20 protein-coding genes and 1 pseudogene are annotated in these 18744 nt (G+C 68.6%); 13 read left to right on the top strand and 8 right to left on the bottom strand.

Annotated elements, in window-relative coordinates; translation table 11 throughout:
• The first annotated feature begins 105 nt into the window (after window positions 1-105).
• Window positions 106-1293 carry a sensor histidine kinase gene (locus ACTWQC_RS23975; protein ID WP_443317855.1) on the top strand — a complete coding sequence of 396 codons (1188 nt, stop codon included), beginning with the start codon at window positions 106-108 and terminating at the stop codon, window positions 1291-1293.
• Window positions 1290-1973 (top strand): response regulator, encoded by a 684-nt coding sequence (locus ACTWQC_RS23970; protein ID WP_443317854.1) that lies wholly within the window; start codon window positions 1290-1292, stop codon window positions 1971-1973. The genes ACTWQC_RS23975 and ACTWQC_RS23970 overlap by 4 nt, the downstream gene beginning before the upstream one ends.
• 90 nt (window positions 1974-2063) lie before the next feature.
• Here ACTWQC_RS23970 and ACTWQC_RS23965 read toward each other — a convergent pair whose 3' ends face one another.
• The 4 genes from ACTWQC_RS23965 to ACTWQC_RS23950 all read right to left on the bottom strand — a co-directional run bounded on the left by ACTWQC_RS23965 (window position 2064) and on the right by ACTWQC_RS23950 (window position 5358).
• A complete protein-coding gene (locus tag ACTWQC_RS23965; RefSeq protein ID WP_443317853.1) occupies window positions 2064-2708 on the bottom strand; it encodes a dihydrofolate reductase family protein in 645 nt (214 codons plus the stop codon).
• A 506-nt stretch (window positions 2709-3214) separates the two neighbouring features.
• Entirely contained in the window at window positions 3215-3814 is a 600-nt protein-coding gene (locus tag ACTWQC_RS23960) for a dihydrofolate reductase family protein (protein WP_443317852.1), read from the bottom strand.
• A gap of 216 nt (window positions 3815-4030) precedes the next feature.
• A complete protein-coding gene (locus ACTWQC_RS23955) occupies window positions 4031-4603 on the bottom strand; it encodes a dihydrofolate reductase family protein (protein WP_443317851.1) in 573 nt (190 codons plus the stop codon).
• Window positions 4604-4872: 269 nt separating this feature from the next.
• A complete protein-coding gene (locus tag ACTWQC_RS23950; protein ID WP_443317850.1) occupies window positions 4873-5358 on the bottom strand; it encodes a hypothetical protein in 486 nt (161 codons plus the stop codon).
• 335 nt (window positions 5359-5693) lie between these two features.
• On the opposite strand from ACTWQC_RS23950, the gene ACTWQC_RS23945 reads away from it, so the two are divergent.
• Both ACTWQC_RS23945 and ACTWQC_RS23940 read left to right on the top strand, forming a co-directional pair.
• Window positions 5694-6584 carry a LysR family transcriptional regulator gene (locus ACTWQC_RS23945; protein ID WP_443317849.1) on the top strand — a complete coding sequence of 297 codons (891 nt, stop codon included), beginning with the start codon at window positions 5694-5696 and terminating at the stop codon, window positions 6582-6584.
• A 155-nt stretch (window positions 6585-6739) separates the two neighbouring features.
• Entirely contained in the window at window positions 6740-7084 is a 345-nt protein-coding gene (locus ACTWQC_RS23940; protein ID WP_443317848.1) for a hypothetical protein, read from the top strand.
• Window positions 7085-7530: 446 nt separating this feature from the next.
• On the opposite strand, the gene ACTWQC_RS23935 is transcribed toward ACTWQC_RS23940, so the two are convergent.
• Window positions 7531-8367 (bottom strand): ArsR/SmtB family transcription factor, encoded by an 837-nt coding sequence (locus ACTWQC_RS23935; RefSeq protein WP_443317847.1) that lies wholly within the window; start codon window positions 8365-8367, stop codon window positions 7531-7533.
• Between the two features lie 64 nt (window positions 8368-8431).
• On the opposite strand from ACTWQC_RS23935, the gene ACTWQC_RS23930 reads away from it, so the two are divergent.
• On the top strand, window positions 8432-9895 hold the full coding sequence (locus tag ACTWQC_RS23930) for a DHA2 family efflux MFS transporter permease subunit (RefSeq protein ID WP_443317846.1): 1464 nt from the start codon (window positions 8432-8434) through the stop codon (window positions 9893-9895).
• Between the two features lie 155 nt (window positions 9896-10050).
• Window positions 10051-10941 carry a PhzF family phenazine biosynthesis isomerase gene (locus tag ACTWQC_RS23925; protein WP_443317845.1) on the top strand — a complete coding sequence of 297 codons (891 nt, stop codon included), beginning with the start codon at window positions 10051-10053 and terminating at the stop codon, window positions 10939-10941.
• A gap of 831 nt (window positions 10942-11772) precedes the next feature.
• Here the strand turns inward: ACTWQC_RS23925 and ACTWQC_RS23920 are convergent.
• A complete protein-coding gene (locus tag ACTWQC_RS23920) occupies window positions 11773-11991 on the bottom strand; it encodes a hypothetical protein (RefSeq protein ID WP_443317844.1) in 219 nt (72 codons plus the stop codon).
• Between the two features lie 26 nt (window positions 11992-12017).
• Here ACTWQC_RS23920 and ACTWQC_RS23915 point away from each other — a divergent pair, with 26 nt between their 5' ends.
• From ACTWQC_RS23915 to ACTWQC_RS23895, 5 genes and pseudogenes are all read left to right on the top strand, one after another.
• On the top strand, window positions 12018-12857 hold the full coding sequence (locus ACTWQC_RS23915) for a GntR family transcriptional regulator (RefSeq protein WP_443317843.1): 840 nt from the start codon (window positions 12018-12020) through the stop codon (window positions 12855-12857).
• An 88-nt stretch (window positions 12858-12945) separates the two neighbouring features.
• Window positions 12946-13223: pseudogene (locus tag ACTWQC_RS23910) on the top strand (helix-turn-helix domain-containing protein); the annotation flags it as partial.
• A 465-nt stretch (window positions 13224-13688) separates the two neighbouring features.
• A complete protein-coding gene (locus tag ACTWQC_RS23905; RefSeq protein ID WP_443317842.1) occupies window positions 13689-14288 on the top strand; it encodes a sulfite oxidase-like oxidoreductase in 600 nt (199 codons plus the stop codon).
• Window positions 14258-15022, top strand: a complete 765-nt coding sequence (locus ACTWQC_RS23900) for a ferredoxin reductase (protein WP_443317841.1) — start codon at window positions 14258-14260, stop codon at window positions 15020-15022. The genes ACTWQC_RS23905 and ACTWQC_RS23900 overlap by 31 nt, the downstream gene beginning before the upstream one ends.
• A 1-nt stretch (window position 15023) precedes the next feature.
• The gene (locus tag ACTWQC_RS23895; protein WP_443317840.1) at window positions 15024-15305 is read left to right on the top strand and encodes a DUF6510 family protein; all 282 of its coding nucleotides are present in this window, start codon (window positions 15024-15026) and stop codon (window positions 15303-15305) included.
• Between the two features lie 51 nt (window positions 15306-15356).
• Here ACTWQC_RS23895 and ACTWQC_RS23890 read toward each other — a convergent pair whose 3' ends face one another.
• Both ACTWQC_RS23890 and ACTWQC_RS23885 read right to left on the bottom strand, forming a co-directional pair.
• Window positions 15357-15560: a DUF1003 domain-containing protein gene (locus tag ACTWQC_RS23890; RefSeq protein WP_443317894.1), complete on the bottom strand. Its 204-nt coding sequence runs from the start codon at window positions 15558-15560 to the stop codon at window positions 15357-15359.
• A 99-nt stretch (window positions 15561-15659) separates the two neighbouring features.
• On the bottom strand, window positions 15660-16268 hold the full coding sequence (locus tag ACTWQC_RS23885) for an RraA family protein (protein WP_443317893.1): 609 nt from the start codon (window positions 16266-16268) through the stop codon (window positions 15660-15662).
• A 573-nt stretch (window positions 16269-16841) separates the two neighbouring features.
• Between ACTWQC_RS23885 and ACTWQC_RS23880 the strand changes: the two genes are divergently transcribed.
• Window positions 16842-18050 carry a cation:proton antiporter gene (locus ACTWQC_RS23880; RefSeq protein ID WP_443317839.1) on the top strand — a complete coding sequence of 403 codons (1209 nt, stop codon included), beginning with the start codon at window positions 16842-16844 and terminating at the stop codon, window positions 18048-18050.
• 106 nt (window positions 18051-18156) lie between these two features.
• Window positions 18157-18729 (top strand): DUF3987 domain-containing protein, encoded by a 573-nt coding sequence (locus ACTWQC_RS23875; protein ID WP_443317838.1) that lies wholly within the window; start codon window positions 18157-18159, stop codon window positions 18727-18729.
• Window positions 18730-18744 lie beyond the last annotated feature (15 nt).

Below are 18744 nucleotides of genomic sequence, written 5' to 3'. Positions count from 1 at the left end.
GCCGTTCCCCGCCCGCTGATCGGCGGAAAGACGCAGGCCGCACCCGTCCGCGTACAACGAAAGACTGACCCTGTCCGGTTCGCGGTCCGGTTAGGGTCGTGCGCCATGGAACGGAGTTCCCGGTATGCGGCGGCCGTCAGACGCTTCCGCCCGGTTATCGAGGTGCTGGTCGCGGTTGCCGTGGCCGTCAGCACGGCTACCCGGGACGGCGGTTCGGCGAAATTCGCGTATGTCGACTATCCCGGCGGGCAGCCGCCCCTGTGGCTGGCTGCCGGGCTGGGGCTGCTGGTCGGCGCGGCGGTCTGGCAGCGACGACGCCGTCCGGAGCTGCTGCTGGTCGCCGCTCTTACCGCCTTTGTGGTCCTGTCAGCGTGGATCGTGGTGATGCTCGCCCAGTTCACGCTGGCGGAGCGGACGGCCTCCTGGCGCAAGTCGGCGGTCGCCACCACCGCCGTCCTGGCGGTGGTGATCGTCCCGGTCTGGCGGATGGGCGGCCCCGATGCCAGCGCCCCCATGGGCCTGGCGATCGGTGTCGTCCCGGCACTGATCGGGCTGTACGTGGGGACGCGCCGCGAGTTGCTGGCGGGGCTGCGCGAGCGTGCCGAGCGGGCCGAGCGCGAGCAGCAGCAGCGGGTGGAGCGGGCACGCAGCGACGAGCGCGCCCAGATCGCCCGCGACATGCACGATGTCGTCACCCACCGGGTGTCGCTGATCGTGCTGCATGCCACGGCCCTGGAGGCGACCAAAGGCGACAATGCCGTCACCATCGGCCGGCAGATCGGCTCCATCGGACGTGAGGCACTGACCGAGCTCCGCTCGCTGGTGGGCGTGTTGCGCGCCGACGAGGCGGCGCCGACCGCGCCGCAGCCCGGTCTGGCCGACCTGGAGGTGTTGGCTGACGCCTCGCGCCGTGCGGGCACGCCGGTCACCCTGGAGATCGCCGACGTCGCCGGAGCGGCGGCCGCGGGTCTGCCCGCCCTGATCGAGCACGCCGTCTACCGCGTCGTCCAGGAGGCCCTGAGCAACGTCCGCAAACACGCGGGAGGGGCCAGGACCCGCGTCCGGATCTCCTCCACCCCGCAGCTGCTGCACCTGGCGGTGACCAATGAGCAGGGCGCCGCCGGGCCCGAGCACGGCCTGCCGAGCGGCGGACACGGCCTGCTCGGCATCGCCGAGCGGGTCCGGCTCCTGGGCGGCACCCTGGACGCCCGGCCGACCCCGGAGGGGGGATTCGAGATCTCCGCGCAGGTCCCGCTCGATCCGAACGCGGTCAGGGCGGAGGCAGTCCGATGAGCGGGAGCGGCCCGACGCGGGTGCTGATCGTGGACGACGAGTGGATGGTGCGCTCGATGCTGCGCACCATCATGGAGTCGGCACCCGATCTGACGGTGGTGGGCGAGGCCGCCGACGGTGCCGCCGCGCAGCGCATGGCCGCGGCTCTGCGGCCCGACGTGGTCCTGATGGACATCCGCATGCCGGGGGCCGACGGGCTGACCGCCACCGAGCGGATCACACAGGCTGCCTCCGCCCCGCGCGTCGTCGTCCTCACCACCTTCGACCTGGACGAGTACGTGCGCGCGGCGATTCGCAACGGCGCCGTGGGCTTTCTGCTCAAGGACGCCTCGGCGGAGGAGATGATCACCGGGGTGCGCAGCGCCGCTCGCGGCGACGCGATGCTCGCGCCGCGGGTGACCCGGCGGCTGCTGCGGCACTTCGCGGCCGACGACGCGCGCGATACGCGGGACGACCGCCGCAGGACGCAGGCCCGAGAACGGCTCCAGGTGCTGACGGCGAAGGAGCGTGAGGTGCTCGCGGAGCTGGGCGGCGGGTTGTCCAACACCGACATCGCCGCCGCCCTCGGGATGAGCGAGGCGACGGTGAAGACCCACGTCAGCCGGATCCTCACCAAGCTCTCCTGCACCAACCGCGTCCAGGCGGCCATCCTCGCCCACCACGCCGGACTCCTCGATTGAGGCTTGACGGAGCAGACCACCACCACGCTGGCCCGCCTCAGGGGAGCCCCGGGAGGCAACAGCCCGGCCGGGGTCAGCCCTGAGGACCGGTCACTTTCGCCAGAACAGGTGGTGCGTGACACCGCTCGGGCTGGGCACGACCTCCAGGTGGAAGCGGTCGAGCAGCTCATCGGGTGACTCCCAGAGCCGTGCCCCGGATCCGAGCTTCACCGGCGAGACCGCCACATGCATGGTGTCGACGAGGTCGGCGTCGAGGAACTGCCGGATGGTGGTGGCCCCGCCGCCGAGCCGGACGTCCTTGCCCTGCGCTACCTCCCGCGCCTGTGCGAGGACGGTGGCCGGGTCGCTGCCCACGAAGTGGAAGGTTGTGTCGGAGAGTGTGAACGAAGGGCGCTTGTGGTGGGTCATGACGAACACCGGGGTGTGGAACGGCGGTTCGTCACCCCACCAGCCCTGCCACTCGTGGTCCTGCCAGGGCCCGCGCTGGGGCCCGAACTTGTTGCGGCCCATGATCTCGGCGCCGATGTTGCGCGCGTAGTCCCGCGTGAAGTAGTCGTCGAGGCCGCGGCTGCCACCGGGGTCGGTGCGCCCGGGCCAGCTCGCCGTGGCACCGGCCCACGCGACCAGCTTCCCGGGATCGGCATGTCCGAAAGGACGCTCAAGACTCTGGCCCTCACCGGCACCGAATCCGTCACTTGAGACGGTGAAGTTCTGGACTCTCAGTAGCTGAGACATGTGTTCCTCCTGTAGTTGTCGATAACGGTGGTGAGACTCTCCGGGCCGGGCAGACTCATCGCTGCATCCGTGACTGGTCGGACACTGGGCTGCCTAGTATTCGACGATCCGGCGGACCTCGACCTGCCCATAGCGAGCCGTCGGCACCCGCTCGGCCAGGACAGCGCGGCGTCCTCGTCCGCCGCCTCGACCTCGATGTATCCAGCGACCGTGGTCCCCGCGCCGATCACAGCGCCGGCCCGCACCTGGGCGTGTCCGTCCCGAACCATGACGGTCTGCGCCTGGCCGCCGGGTGGAACCCGGACTCATGGACGAGAGTCCGGCCGCCTTCAACGCCGCATCCAATTCCACCCATTCGTCGATCTCACCGTGCCCGGGCCCCGCCTGCACGGGGTCGTAGGCGTACACCAGAGCGAACCTCATCAGCGTGTCCCTTCAAAGATGTCCATGCGAGCACCTCGCGGGCGCCCGCATGGTCCGGTTGCGGCACTTGCAGATCGGCCGGGTCAGCGGACTCGGTCGTAGACCATGGCGATTTCGCCCAGCTCGCCGGTCGCCTGGTGGGTGAGCGTCCACTTCGAAGCCGGCAGGCCGTCGTCGAACAGTCGTTGCCCTCCCCCGGCGATCTCGGGGAAGATCATGAGGTACAGCCGGTCGAGCAGGTCTGCCGCAAGGAGCGGCTTGATGACGCTCGGGCAGCTGTTGACGAGGATGTCGCCCTCACCGGTGGCCTTGAGTTCGGCGACGACGTCGGCGGCCGGGGCGTTCACCACGCGGGTGCGTTCCCACGGCGCTGCCGTCAGGGTGGTCGAGAAGACCACCTTTTCCGTGTCGACCAGCCACTTCGCGTATCCGCGATCACGCGGATCGGCGTTCTCGTCTTCAGCAACCGACGGCCAGTACCCCAGGAATCCCTCGGCATTGACCCGGCCGAGCAGCGCCGTCGTCGCCCCTTCCCAGATGCGGGTGAGCTGGTCCCGGGCGACCTCGCTGGTCACGTACGGGGCGAACATGCTGAAATCGCTCGGACCGCCAGGGCCGTTGAAACGTCCGTCGAGGGTGAGGCTCAGGTTCGATGTCACCCTGCGGCCGGTCGAGTCGGTCATCTCGTGTGCTCCTTGTGTCTGCGTCGTCGGTGCTGTCGCTGTCGCTGTGGTTGTCGTGCGCGTCTGCGGCGAGGCGCGCCGCGAGCTTGTCGAGGCTCCGGCCGAAGCCGACTCGATACCCGCGATGAAGTCCGCAGCGTCGACCGTGCCGTCGGTGATCCACCGGTGGACGTCGAGGTCCGTGCCGCTTCCCGGCGACAGCCGTGCCGCGACAAGTCAGCGCACGACGTCGAAGACGTTCAGCTGCATGCCGTTGGAGTACGCCTCGTGCTCGACGAGCTTCAGCTGCTGCGCGTCCTTGTCGGTGGTGCTGAACAGGCGCTTGCCCGCGCCCAGCAGAACCGGGAATACGAGCAGGTGGTAGCGGTCGATCAGGCCCGCGTCGGAGAGGTTCCGATTGAGGGTGGCGCTGCCGTGCATGATGATCGGGCCGCCCTCGGTCTCCTTGAGCGCGGCGACGTCGTCGAGGGAGCGCAGGATGGTGTTCTCGCCCCAGCCGTCGACCAGGTCGTCCTCGGACAGGGTGCTGGAGACGACGTACTTCGGCATCGGCTTGTAGTCGGCGAACTCCTCCATGCCCGGCCAGACCGGGCTGAACGCCTCGTAGCTCGTCCGGCCGAACAGCATCGCCGTGGCCTCCTGCTGCTCCCGGCCCTTGATCTCGTAGGCGGCCTCGACGAACTCGATGTCCTTGAACGTCCAGCCGGAGTTCCGGTAGCCGGGCTCGCCCCCGGGGGCCTCCACGACACCGTCGAGCGAGACGAAAGCAGTGCTGATCAACGTACGCATGGGATCTTCTCTCTCACACGGGCGGCACGGATCGTTCCATGCCGCCCAGCTAGTTGTGGTGTTTCACGACGTTCGTCAACGGTGTCCGATGGGGAGGCTCATCGAGGCCTGCCCCCAACCGCAGTGGCTGGGGGCAGGAAATTCCACCTGAGCGACGTTGAGACCATACTGACCACCCTGGTCGATGCGGCAGTCGGTGCGCGTAGGTAGCCCACCAGGCGATGAGCAAATGAGACGCTGGCGTCAGCCCTTGTGAGCGGCGGTGGTCGCTACGCAGCCGGGGTTCCCTGAAGTCCCCAGGAGTATCCGCCCTTACCGTCAGCGTCAAAGTCGTAGTACACGGTTCCATCCGCGGTCAGTCCGCGGGCAGTCGCCGGCTCAAGCCACGTCGTGTGGCATTGGAAGCCGCCGGAGCTGAGGCGGTTTATTTCCGACGTGTAATCGCAGGTGGTCTTCAGAATATTGACGCCCCCCTCGCCCTCCAGTCGGACCTGGAGGTCGAAGTTGTCGAACTTCCGGACGCCCCCACCGTCGGTCCAGTGGCCGTCCGCGGTGGCACGCACCTCTCCTTCACTGGTCTGGGTTACACACAGTTTGATGGTGAGGTCAGTGTTGTAACCAGACGTGGGGAATTCCTTCTTCTGGAAACTGCCGCACGGGGCAGCCTGGGCGGGACTTCCGAGGACTACCACCCCAGCAGCCGCGATGGTAAATGTCGCCAGGGCCGTCGTAAGACGGGGCAGCGTTCGCTTCATTGACTCTCCTGTTGGTGTCGGTATGTGGAGGAGTTCTCGATGTCACGTGGACACCGGTGCGAGCAGCGCGCGATTCCCGCGTCACGCCCAGGCGGCCTATGGCCTCCCCTGCTGGGCCATGGACCGCGAGCGGCCGCTCCCTGCGCCCGGATCGCGGAATCCCCACCACAGAACTCAAACGTGTTGAGAATCCGATTTGTCGGAAATCAAAGAATCCGTGTAACTCATCCGGAGGCGGAATGTGCTGTCAGCTTGCTTGAGGATCCGGTAGTCGATCAAGGATGGTTTTCTTATGCTTGCGATCGCTGTGAGCTATCAATGGAGGGACCTGCACCATGCAGTTGCGCGATATCGAGATATTCCTGACTTTGGCCGATGAACTGCACTTCGGGCGCACTGCTGAACGGCTGCGAATCGCCCAGGCGTCGGTCAGTCAGTCCATCGCCAAGCAGGAGCGCAGCATCGGCGGCAGGCTCTTCGACCGCAGCAGCCGCACAGTGCGGCTCACCGCCCTCGGCCGACAGCTCCGCGAAGACCTCCTGCCGATCCCGGGCGCGCTGCGGCGCAGCCTGGACCGAGCCGCACTCGCCGCCCGCGGCGGCACCGCCGTGCTGCGGGTGGGAATGATCGGCGAGAACGCTCACGACCTCCTGCCCTTCTGGGAGTCGTTCCGCTCTCGTCACCCCCAGTGGCAACTGAAGATTCGGCACAGCCCGTTCGTCAATCCCTTCGATTCGCTGCGCCAGCGGGATATCGACGTACTCGTCGCATGGCTGCCGATCGAGGAACCCGACCTCAGCGTCGGCCCTGTCATCTGCACCGAACCCATGGTCGCGATGATGGCCGCGACCCACCCCCTCGTCGACGACAAGAACGTGTCCATGGAGGCATTCGGCGATCGTGGACTGTTCGGGCCCAGCGAGCCTCAGCCCGCTTATTGGGAGGACGCCTACAGCCCGTTCACGACCCCCTCGGGACGCGCCATCGAACGCGCCCACACCGTCGCCAGCTGTGAGGAGGTGCCCACGATCGTGGCCACGTCCGACGCCATCGATCTCACCAGCGCCCACGCGGCCCGCTACTGCGCCCGCCCTGACATCGCCTACCTCCCGATCACCGACTCTCACCTGCTCAGATGGGGCCTGGTCTGGCGGTCCGACGCCGAGACGGAACCCGTCCGCGCACTCGCCCAGGTGGTGCGGGACCTGGGCGTGCTCGCCCAGTGACACGACATCGAACAGGGACACCACCCAGTTCTGGGAGCACGCCATGATCGACCGGGTTCCGGCGCCGTAATTTGTAGCAACACTCGGCCCGGTCCGGCGGCCCGTACCAATGTTCCGGTTCAGAAGTGTCGTCGGTGTGAGTGGACGACTCCGCGGTGAGCACCTCGCCGCCCAGTGCCGCGACGACGGAGGAGAACGAGTTCAGCAAGGAGAAGCGCGAGGCCGTGGTGCCGTCGCACACCCCCAGCGGCCGTCCCATCCCGGTCGGACCGACCGCCTCCGACTTCCTGGAGATGCTGCCGATCCTGTCCACCGACGAGGCCGTGTCGCCGGTACACCTGCAGGCCACCCGCTACTTCGCACGGCCCGACGTCGCCTATGTCCCCATCCACGACGCCCCGCCGGCCCGGTGGGCACTGGTCTGGCGCACCAGCGCCGAGACTGACGCAATCCTGGCCCTCGCGAAGATCGTCGAGCAGCTCGGGCCGCTGGAGCAGTAGCGGCCAGCCGCAAGCACGACCCTGAACGCGCCACCCGCCGCGCGATCACAGCCCCCAATCAGCTTGACTACAGCGTCACCCTCGCCCCGATCGACAACGCGCCTGAGCTCCAGCGCCAAACACCGGCGACCATCATTCAGAAGCAACTCAAGCCCGGCTCCTGATCCCTGGGACGGAGCCGAAATGTGTAAGCGATGCGTGAGCGGACGGTGTGTTCCACCCGGCAGGCCAGGCACAGACGGTCACGGTCCGGGACGGCTCGGTACGCGCGGCACCGACGGCGACGGAGTCAGCAAGAGTGAGATCGGTGCCGCGGCAGGCCAGGGCTCGGCAGCCGCAGGGGCGACTCTCGTTGTCGGCCCTGACTGTTCGACAGAGGGGCCGGTTGGTGTTGGGCCCGATGTCGGGCACGACGGGCCGTCAGCCACCAGTCAGGCAGTCGCAGATCAATCGGGCAGTACCCAACCCGTGAGCGCGATCCCGAGGGTGCGCTCCAGGCCGTGTGCGCCCGCGTTGGTCAGGTGAACTATCCGCGGGCTCGGTCCCCACCGTACCCAGTCCAGCGCGAACAGCCGGGCGGTCAGGGCGGCGCCGAGTCCTCCGGCAAGATGGTGCTGGTGCTCGCTCCAGTCCACGCAGTAGCGGATCGCGGGGCGGCGTGGGGGTAGACGTTCGGCGTCGACGCCCAGTTCGGCGAGGGTCGCGCGGCCAGTGTGGGTGAGTTCATACCGGACATCGTGCCCATAGGACGACGGCCGGTCGCGTACGGCTTCGTCGGGCCGGTGGACGCCGTCGTGACCGGTGAGTACGCCACGCTCCAGGAGGCCGCGCATCAGGGCGACGCCGAGTTCACCGGCGAGGTGGTCGTAGCAGGAGCGGGCCCGGTGCAGGGCGTTGGTGCGGTTGCTCTGCTTGAGCGAAGTGATGGCCAATGGTGGCGCGATCAGGGCAAGGCACTCCAAAGCTGCGCTCACGTCCGGGCCGGTGAGCCGGTACAGGCGGTGCCTTCCTCGCTGTTCGACGGTGACGAGCTCTCCCTCGGCGAGCTTGGCCAGGTGCGCACTGGCGGTGGCGGCACCGATGCCGGCCTCGCCCGCCAGGGCGCTCGCGGGCAGCGCGCGGCCGTCGGCCAGACACTTGAGGATGCGGGCACGCGAGGGGTCGGCGATGAGAGCGGCGGCGCGTGCGATGTCGGTCTGGTGCTTGAGCGGCTCTCCCTGGCGCTCGACCGGGCCGGCACCGGCCGCCGGGTTCGGGCCAGTGGGGCGGCTGGTGTTCGGCATGGAGCCAGCGTAGAACAACGACACTTCGTCGGGGAACGAAATATTCGGCCCCGATGCTCTTCTCATGACCACCGCAGCGTCTGCCACCAGTGTCCGCGGCCCGGCCGGCCGCACGCCCGCGCCGGCAAGCGGCGAGAAGAAGCCCCTCGATCTGCCCCCGCTGATCGCGCTCAGCCTCGGCTACTTCCTGGTGATGCTGGACGTCACCGTCGTGAACGTGGCGATCCCCGACATCCGGACCTCGCTGGGCACGGGCCCCTCCGCGCTCCAGTGGATCGTCGACGGATGCAGCACCGTCTTCGCCGCACTGCTGCTCCTCGGCGGAGGACTCGCCGACCGGTTCGGGCATCGCCAGGTGTTCCTCGCCGGCCTGGGGCTGTTCACCGCCGCCTCCGTGGCCTGCGGTCTGGCCACCACCTCCGGTCTGCTGATCGCCGGACGACTCGCCCAGGGCGCCGGAGCCGCCCTGCTCGTGCCCGCCTCGCTCGCACTGCTCCAAGCCGCATTTCCCGACCGCGCGGTGCGGGCCCGGGCCATCGCCGTCTGGGGAGCCGTCGCGTCGGTCGCCTTCGGTGCGGGGCCGGCGGTCGGCGGGCTGCTCGTCTCGGGCTCCGACTGGCGCTCGGTGTTCTGGCTGAATCTGCCGTTCGGCGCACTCGCCGTCCTGCTGACGCTGCGGCACATCCCTTCCTCCGCACCCCGGCCGAGCACGCGGAAGGCGGATCCGATGGGCCAGATACTCGCCGTCATCGGCCTCGTCGGTGTGGCCGGCGGCCTCAATGAAGCGGGCTCGCACGGCTGGACGTCACCCCTGGTCCTGTCCGTGTTCGGCGTCGGCGCCGCGGCCATGGTGGCCTTCGTGCTGATGGAACGCACCCTGGAGTCACGCTCTGCGCGGGGCCGCACCCGGCGCGATCCGCTGCTGCGGCCGTCCATGTTCCGCTCCCGCGCCTTCACGTCCACCACCGTGATCGGGATGCTGATCGGCCTCGGCTACTACGGCATGCTCTTCCTCGCCACGCTGTACTTCCAGCAGGAACGCCATCTCAGCGCCCTGGGCACGGGCCTGGCCCTGCTGCCCTCGGTGTGCATGGGGCTGGCCGCCGCCCCGCTGTTCAGCCGTATCGCGGCCCGCACCGGCCCGTACGTCCCGATGGCCGCCGGTCTCGTCCTCGGCACCGTCGGCTTCCTCGGCTGGCTGCTCGCCGGGCCCGGCACTCCTTATCCCGTCCTGCTCTTCGCGCTGATCGCCACCGGCCTCGGCCAGACCATGACGGCCCTTGCCGCCATCGCCGCCGTCGTCGAAGCCGCTCCGCTTTCCGACGCGGGTGTCGCCACTGCCGTCCTCAACGTGTCGCGGCAGGTCGGCAGCGCCGTGGGCGTGGCCCTCTTCGGCACGTTCGCCGCCACGGCGGACGACTTCACCTCCGGCCTGCGCCTGTCGGCGGGCATCGCGGCGGCTACGTTCGCCATCGGCGCCCTGCTCGCCCTGTCGGTCCGGCGCCGAGCCCGCGGGGTGCATGCCTGACCCACGGAGAGCAACAGTCCTCGACCCCGCAGACGGCGGCCGCCACCGGCCGCACCACCCCCGGGGCCGCGTGAACACACGACGGCACCAATCCCCGCACCGATACCAATACCACCCCACCCATGGTCTCCGGACCGCAAGGAGTTGCCACCATCATGACGACACTGCACCGCAGCCCTGAGATCCTCCGCTATACCGCGTTCTCCGCCGACCCCGCAGGAGGCAACCCCGCCGGTGTCGTCCTGGACGCCGCGGGCCTGTCCGACGAGGACCAGCTCGCGATCGCCGCGGAGCTCGGCTACAGCGAGACCGCCTTCCTGACCGCACCGCCGGCGGAGCTCGCCGGTCAGGAACGGGCCTACACCGTCCGCTACTTCTCTCCCCAAGCCGAGGTCTCCTTCTGCGGACACGCCACGATCGCCACCGCCATCGCCTACGCGGAACGCCACGGCCCCGGCGACATGCTCCTCGCCACCCCTGCCGGCACCGTCCCGGTGACGGTGACCAAGGCGCCGGACGGCGCCCTGCGTGCGACCCTGACCAGTGTCGAGCCCGCCGTCCACGACGCGGCCGGGAAGGACATCACCGATGCGCTCGATGCGCTCGGCTGGTCTGCCACCGACCTTGACCCCGCATTCCCGCCGCGGATCGGCTACGCCGGGGCACGCCATCTGATCCTGGCCGCCGCGACCCGCGCCCGACTGGCGGATCTCGCGTACGACTTCGAGCGGCTGAAGGGCTTCATGACCTCCCTGGACCTCACCACCGTGCAGCTGGTCTGGCGCGAGTCCGAGACGGTCTTCCACGTACGCGACCCCTTCCCCGTCGGTGGCGTGGTCGAGGATCCGGCGACGGGCGCCGCAGCCGCGGCATTCGGCGCGTACGCGCGCGAACTGGGCCTGGTCCCCGAGGAGTCGGTACTCGTCCTGCACCAGGGCGCGGACATGGGCCGCCCGGGCGAACTGCGCGTCGAGTTGCACGCCGGCGACGCGCGGGTACGGGTGAGCGGCACGGGAGCCCGGATACCGGAATCCGGCGCACTGTAACGCGTACGATCGGCGGCGGGGCGTCGGGACGGCTGAGCTGACCTGGGCTTCTTTGTAGAGGTTCCCCTTGGTGAGGCGCCCGTCGGTCCGTTGCGGTCGCCCTTCGAAGAGCCGGGTCATCGCCGCCCGCAGGAAGGCGGCGGTCTTGGGGCTGACCTGACGTTGTCGAGGGCGTCTTCAAGGTACTTGGCCCACTTGGCGTCGGAGGCGGCAACGACGGCATGTTGTATGCCGCTGATCAGGAAAAACAGCACCGCACAGCAGGGTCATGCAATCTCGCATCGATGAGATGCAGAAGCAGCACAAGCCCGACTCCTGCCCTCGCGCGAAGGCCGGGACTGCGTGAACGATGCGTGAGCGGACGGGACAGCACCCCTTGGATTGAGTAGCACGCCAGCGAGGCTGACAAGTCTCTGACCAGCAAAAACTGGACCGAGCGTGATCACGGAACAGCACGCGTCACGATCACGCAGGCCCTCGTAATGCGTAGGTCAGGGGTTCGACTCCCCTAGGCGGCTCCACTAAGCCCCAGGTCAGAGGCGATGATCCCCTGATCTGGGGCTTGATCTTCCTCCGCCGTGACATCCTCTGTGACATCTATCCCGGGATTCCCATTACCGTCCGGCCATGGCCAAGGGGAGCATCGACCGCCTGCCGAGCGGCTCGTACCGGGTTCGGGTCTACGCCGGCAAGGACCCGATCACGGGGAAGAAGGACTACCTCACCGAGATCCACCCCACCTTCGACAGGGCAGAGGCTGCCCGTGAACGCCTGGTCGCTCACGCCGAGGGCGGAGTCGACCCGGACCGCGCCGTGACCCCGAGCCAGCTGTTAGAGCGCTGGCTCGAGGAGGCCGACCTCGAGCTGACGACCCGGGAGGCCCACGAGGGCTACATCGCGCGCACGATCAACCCGGCCCTCGGCGATCAGCCGCTCCGCAAACTGCAGCACCGCGTCGACCTCCTCGACCGGATGTACGTGCACCTGCGCCGCTGCTCTTTGCTGTGCGACGGCAAACCCTTCATCGAGCACCGCACGAAGCGCCCGCACGACTGCAAGTCCCCGGGCAAGCGCCCTTGTGCGCAACACATCTGCCGCCCGGCTTCGCCGGCGACTGCCACCGGATCAACTCGATCATTTCGGCCGCATTCAACTACGCGATCTCATGGGGCTGGGTCGAACGCAACCCAGCTGAGTACGCCCACCTGCCGAAGCTCCGCCGCAAGCGAGCCAGGCCGCCGGCGCCGGAGAAGGTCGCCCAGCTGTTGAACCTTGCCTTCGAGAGAGATCCCGACTTCGGCCTCGTGCTGTGGCTGCTCATCACCACCGGCGCCCGTCGTGGTGAGATCTGCCAGCTGCGTTGGCCGTACGTGAACCTGCAGCTGTGCGAGGTGGTCATCGAGGAGAACTACGTCGTCGCCAAGGGGGAGAAGAAGGTCAAGGAGACCAAGACCGACGATCCTCGTCGGCTCACCTTGGACAGCGCGACGGTCTCGCCCTGGCGGAGCCTCCGCACCGTCGCCGGCCGTCTCGGGCACGCAGACGGCGGAGCGACGACGCTGCGCTTCTACGCCGACTGGATCCGTCCCGCCGACCGGGAGGCAGCCGAGAAGATCGGCGCGCTGATTCGTGACCTCCGAGACAAGGCCGCCAGCGACCCCGCGCTCGCCGTACCGCCGCCGCGCCGGAAGTTGGCGGGCGCCTCCGAGATCCTGGCCGCCGCGCTGCGCAAGGCGATTGCCGACGGCGTCTACCCCGTGGGCGGCAAACTCCCGAAGGTCGTCAAGCTGGCGGAGCAGTACAACCTCGGCTACGGCACGGCGCAACAGGCGATAACTCTGCTGAGGAACCAGGGGCTCGTCGAGTCAGGCAAGGGCCGACCCACCCGCGTAGTGAAGGCGCCAGAGGTGAGCTAGTGCCGTAGCAGGCAACGTTTGCCCTGTTGTGATGTGACGCGCGGCCCGGGTCCCGTCCTGGGCAGCGTGCGGCCGCCAGGCTGTGCGGGTGGCAGAACGAGTACGGGTCCGTGAGATCGATGACGATGCAGGCAGACGGCTGCTGCGGATCGTCCGCCGCGGTACCGGGTCGGTTGTGACTTGGCGGCGGGCGCAGATGGTGCTGCTGTCCGCGCAGGGCATGGCCGTGGCGAAGATCGCCGAAGTCACCTTCACCAGCGCGGACCCGGGTCCGGGACGTGATCCACAACTTCAACACCGACGGCTTCGATTCCGAAGTACAAGGGCGGGCGACCGAAGACCTTCACACTGCCGGCGCGGGTCGAGCACAGGTAGGCAATCGCCGACGGCGAGGTCAAAGCTGAGGAAAGCGAGCCGGAGGTGGTGGCGGCATTGCTCTACGCAGCGACCTGTTCGCACTTCCCAATCGGCGGCCGAGTCGTCGCGGGGAGCCGGGCGGCCAAGCCTTGCAAGCCACCAAGCGGCAGCAGCACGAAAGCCACACCCAGTTCCCCACAACCCCACGAATGGCTGGGGCAGACCCAGGGCAAAGGTAGAGCAGCATGATCCGCCGCTACATCATCCGGCGAAACCGTCACGCTGACGACCAGCGACTACGAGCCGTGGTCGACAAGGCGAACGTTGCCTGATGCGGCACTAGCCGGAGGTCACGGGCGTTGTCGTCGGGCGGCGCCGCGCCACGACGAGCGATTTCCGCTCGCGTCTCCCACAATGGAGGTGTCGCCCCCTGGGGCGTCGGCGTCGTGTCCCCCTGAGGAATGGGGCAGTTCCATGGGAATCATTTCGCGGGGCTTTCACGGCCGGGCGCGCCCAGCGGATGTGAAGTTGCCCCCCGGGCAGTATCTGACCGAGGACTTTCCAGTGTTGTCGGCTGGTCCCACGCCGAGCATTGCGCGGGAGGAGTGGGAGTTCACCATCACGACCGAGAGCGGTACGCGCCACCGCTGGTCGTGGCGGGAGCTGCTGGCGCTGCCGAGCGAGCGGCCGACGGTGGACCTGCACTGCGTGACCAAGTGGTCGAAGCTGGGCACCGGTTGGGAAGGGGTGTCGCTGGACACGCTGTTCGCCGGTGTGGAGACGGCAGCCGAGTTCGTGCTGGTCCACTCCTACGGTGACTACACGACGAACCTGCCGCTGGAGGACCTGCTGGGCGGCAGGGCGTGGATCGCCTACCAGTACGAGGGGGAGGACCTGGCTCCGGTGCACGGCGGCCCGGCCCGGCTGCTGGTGCCGCATCTGTACCTGTGGAAGTCGGCCAAGTGGGTGCGCGGCATGCGGCTGCTGACCGAGGACGAGCCGGGGTTCTGGGAGAGCGCCGGCTACCACGACTACGGTGACCCGTGGCGCGAGCAGCGGTACCAGGGCGACTGAAGGCCCCCCTGACCTGGCAGGCCGCCCGGCTGGTCGGTCTGCGCGACGAGACGGCCACGGCCCGCACGCTGGTCTTCGAGGTGCCCGGCTGGTCCGGGCACCTGGCCGGCCAGCACGTGGATGTGCGGCTGACCGCCGAGGACGGCTTCAGCACCCAGCGCAGCTACTCGCTGGCCTCGGCACCTGACGGCGACCGGATCGAGCTGACGGTGCAGCGCGTGCCCGACGGGGAGGTCTCGCCGTACCTGGCCGATGTGATGGAGATCGGCGACCTGGTGGAGGTCCGGGGCCCGGTGGGCGGTTGGTTCGTCTGGCGCCCGGCCGACACCCGCCCGGTGCTGCTGACGGGCGGCGGATCGGGGATCGTCCCGCTGATGGCCATGATCCGCACGCGCCGCAGCCTCGGCAGCCGCACCCCCTTCCGGCTGATCTACTCCGTCCGCACGCTCGAGGACCGGTACTACGCCTCCGAACTGCGCACCCCGCAGCCCGGTGACGGCGGCCTGGAGGTCACCCATCTCTACACGCGGCACACGCCTGAGGGCTGGCCGAGACCCGCCAAGCGCTTGCAACTCGCGGACCTGCAGACCTATGGCTGGCCACCGGAGTTCGAGCCGGTCTGTTTCGTCTGCGGGCCGACCGGCTTCGTCGAGGCCGCCGCATCCCTGCTGGTGGCCCTGGGCCACGACCCGCGCCGGATCAGAACCGAACGCTTCGGCCCCACGGGAGGCTGACATGGACCGACAGGACACCACGGAGTACGAGGACGGCAACGCGCTCGCCGGCCCCTTCGGCGAACTGTTCACCGCGGACGTCACCGCGGCCACCGGGCGCTGCGTCGGCTGCGGGCTAACGGCCCCCGTCGCCACCCTGCGCGTGTACGCGCACGCCCCGGGCCTGGTGGCCCGCTGCCCGGGCTGCGATGCGGTGATCCTTCGGCTCGTACGGGCCCCCGACGCCGCATGGCTGGACCTGCGCGGCACGGTCTACCTGCGCGTCCCGCTACCGCCCGCATGAAGCCGCCGCCCGCGGCAGCGGCAGTGGTGGACCTCGCCTAAGGGCAACGCTCTACGGTCGGTCGCCGCGGTCCGCGGCGCGCCACTGGGTCAGCAGGATCAACGGGGCTTGGCAGGCAGCCAAGCTCGAAAGGACCGCAGCCAGACCGGCCAGGGCCACGACCGGGTACGGCTCGAGTGGCCGCCCTACGATGTTGAGCGCAACCCATACACCGATGCCCACCAACAGAATCGCGGGGAACCACCACGAACCCACGACCGAGATCACCGCATTGGCGGCCCGCTCACCGCGGTCGGGAGGTGACTCGGGAACATCCACAGCTCATGACCGCTCTGGCAGGTCGGCGTGGATCGGTTACCGCTCGGTGTCGCCGTGGTGGTCATCCGCGTCCTCCTGCGCGATCCGCTCCGCTGCCGCCGCGTCTGCCGCGACTACCCGATGCGCCTCCTCGAGCACCGTTTCCACGTCCCTGGAGGGGATGACCGCGGCGCCGGAGTCGTCGGCGAACACGTAGTCGCCCGGCCAGATGCCCACACCGGCCACCACCACCGGCCGGTTCGCCTCGAACGGCGTGACCACGTCCCCACCCCACCGCAATGCCTCGCCCCGGCAGTAGGTGACCATGTCGTAGGTGGCGAGCTCGGCGAAGTCGCGCAGTCTGCCATCGGCCAGCACTCCGGCCAGGCCGTGGTTGACGACCCGGGTCAGCTTCGTGCCACCCCCCATGGACACCTCTGGATGTCCATTGCAAGCCATCACGAGTACCGCACCACGCCCGTCTTCCCCGATCGCCTCGTAGAACAACCGCGCGAAGTTGTAGCGCTCGGCGGGGAGGCGCTCACCGCACGACGGGAAGTAGGAGAGCGTCACTGCGGGACCGAACAACAACCGACCAGGCGTGGGGCAGACCAGGTCCAGCACGTCACACCGATGCCGATGAATGCGGCCCATCGCATCGACCACGTCCGCGGACCGCAGTCCCTCGGCACGCTCGCGCAAAGGCTCCAAGGCTGACCTCCGCCAACCGCTAACACTGATGGAACAGTATCCTGACGCTCCCCGTAATCATGGACGCTCGATGTCTACGCTGCGCGGGCGTGGCGGGCGGACGCCCACGACTGGTGTGTCTCCCCGTTGAGAAGGCGGAGCTGCTGCGGCGCCTGGCCGAGCGCAACGGACGTGACGATGCCAACGCGCTCACCGTCACCCCCGAGGCGCTGGACGACTCTTCGCCCGCCTCGAGCCCCCCGGCCCCCGACGAGGACGCGGATCGTCTACACCGCGACGTGGACGCCGTGCTGTGGTGGGGCCCACTCACTCCTCCTGGCCGTCGTCGTCATCGTCAAGGTCGACGGCGTCCGGGTCGCGCAGGGGCCGCATCCCGTCGACCGGCTGGGAGGCGGTGAAGCTGACGGCTCCGTCGACAGAGCCGGAGCGGCTCCGACGCGCCGGTTAGATCTTCGACAGGTCAGAACACCATCGGATGGGGCAACGTTGGTCAGAACCTGTGCCCGCCGACCGGCCACCGGAGTCACGATGTCGTACGACAACCTGGTCATCGTTCTCGCGGTAGCGGCTGGCGCCCCGTTCCTCCTCGCCGTGGTGCCCCGCGTCCCTCTCCCGGGCCCGGTCCTCGAGATCGTGGCTGGCGTCGTTCTTGGCCCGGCGGTGCTGAATGTGGTGCAGCCGGACGCCACCGTTCAGGCCTTGTCGATCATTGGACTGAGCTTCCTGCTGTTCCTTTCCGGGCTCGAGATCGACTTCCAGCAACTACGCGGGTCGCGGGCGAGGCTCATCGGTATTGGACTGGCCGGCACACTTGTGCTGGCCGCAACCGTCGGCTGGATGCTGCACATCGCCGGGTTGTTCGAGAGCCCGCTGCTCCTCGGCACCGCGCTGGTGGCCACGTCTCTGGGGCTTCTGGTCCCGATCCTCAAGGACGCCGACGCGGTCGACCGGCCAGTTGGCCAACTGACCATCGGTGGAGGCTCGGCAGGTGAGATCAGCGCTGTGGTGTTGCTGTCGCTGTTCTTCTCCGAGCATGCATCGGGCCCGGCCTCCAGACTGCTTCTCCTGCTCGGCCTTGCTTGCCTGATGGTGCTCATCGTGGTGGCCTCAATACGCGCAGGACGCTCCATGTGGCTGTCCCGGACGGTAATGAACCTGGCGGACACGAGCGCTCAAGTCCGGGTCCGCTTGACAATGGTTCTGGTTGTTGGTCTGTCCGCGGTCGCCCTGCATCTCGGATTCGAGGCCGTTCTGGGTGCCTTCATTGCAGGGGCGGTGCTACGGCTGGTCGACCCCGACTCCGAACAGACGCACCTGCAATTCCACGTCAAACTGGAGGGCCTAGGCTATGGGTTTCTCATCCCGGTCTTCTTCGTGACGAGCGGTATCCAGTTCGACCTTGGCGCCCTGTTCGCGGACGCCGGAACGGCGCTGCGGGTACCGATGTTCTTTGCCGCACTCCTCCTCGTTCGTGGAGTGCCCGCATTGGCCTACCGCCGCGCCGGCCTCTCGCGCGCCGAGGTCATGGCCAGCGGACTCTTGCAGGCCACCTCGCTCCCGGTCATCGTGGCTGCGACGACGATCGGCTTGAAGTTGGAGGCGATCCGACCGGCTAACGCCGCCGCGCTGGTGGCGGCAGGCCTGCTGTCAGTGGTCGTGTTTCCTCTGACGGCCTTGCCATTGCTGAACCGTTCACGGGGATCCGCAAGATCGGGGCCCGAGAAGGAGGCGGATTGATTCCGAGAACGGCTCCGCTGGCTGTCACTTGGCAGGGGGCATCGCCCTGCCCCAGGGCGACGCGACTCCGAGAGGACACGCGCCCGACACGGCGTGTACGCGGCGGATGAATGCGGTCAACAAGGGTGCCTGTCAATGTCACCACCGGCTGTCTGAGGTCGGCCGCCGAAGCGTATGCCGAGTACAGCCCCGCCTTGCCGAGGACGGCGACCTCAACCCCATCGCCTCGTGGGCCAGCAAGCTGCCCGGCAAGCTGGCCCGTATCGCCGCCGCGCTTACCTTGTATGACCATCCACAGGCTGTGGAAGTGAACGACGCCTACATGGCGAACGCCATCTCGATGGCCCCGTACTTCATCGCCCACGCCCGCTTCTGCCTCGACCTGATGGGCGCCAACCGTGAGAGCCGCCTCACCCCAGCTCGCGATGTGTTGGACTGGCTGCGGAAGCGCCCGAACCTGGCGGAGCCTTTCACGGTCCGCGATGCACACCGCGCTCTGTTGGGCCGTACGTGGGTCGCAGAAGGCGGCTCGGAAGCCGTCCGCGCCGCGGCCGACCACCTGGAAGACCTCGGCTGGATCGCCCTCATCCCACCCTCGGATACGGCGGGCCGCCCCGGCCGCAAGCCCCCGCCCAAGTACGAGGTGCACCCGTTGATCGCGTCAGGATCACCTCGCTGACCTCTTGTGCTGTCT

The organism is Streptomyces sp. 8N616, assembly GCF_052246385.1.
Classification (GTDB): domain Bacteria; phylum Actinomycetota; class Actinomycetes; order Streptomycetales; family Streptomycetaceae; genus Streptomyces.
The sequence above is the reverse complement of the archived record's forward strand: the minus strand, read 5'-3'. Positions and strand labels throughout refer to the sequence as shown.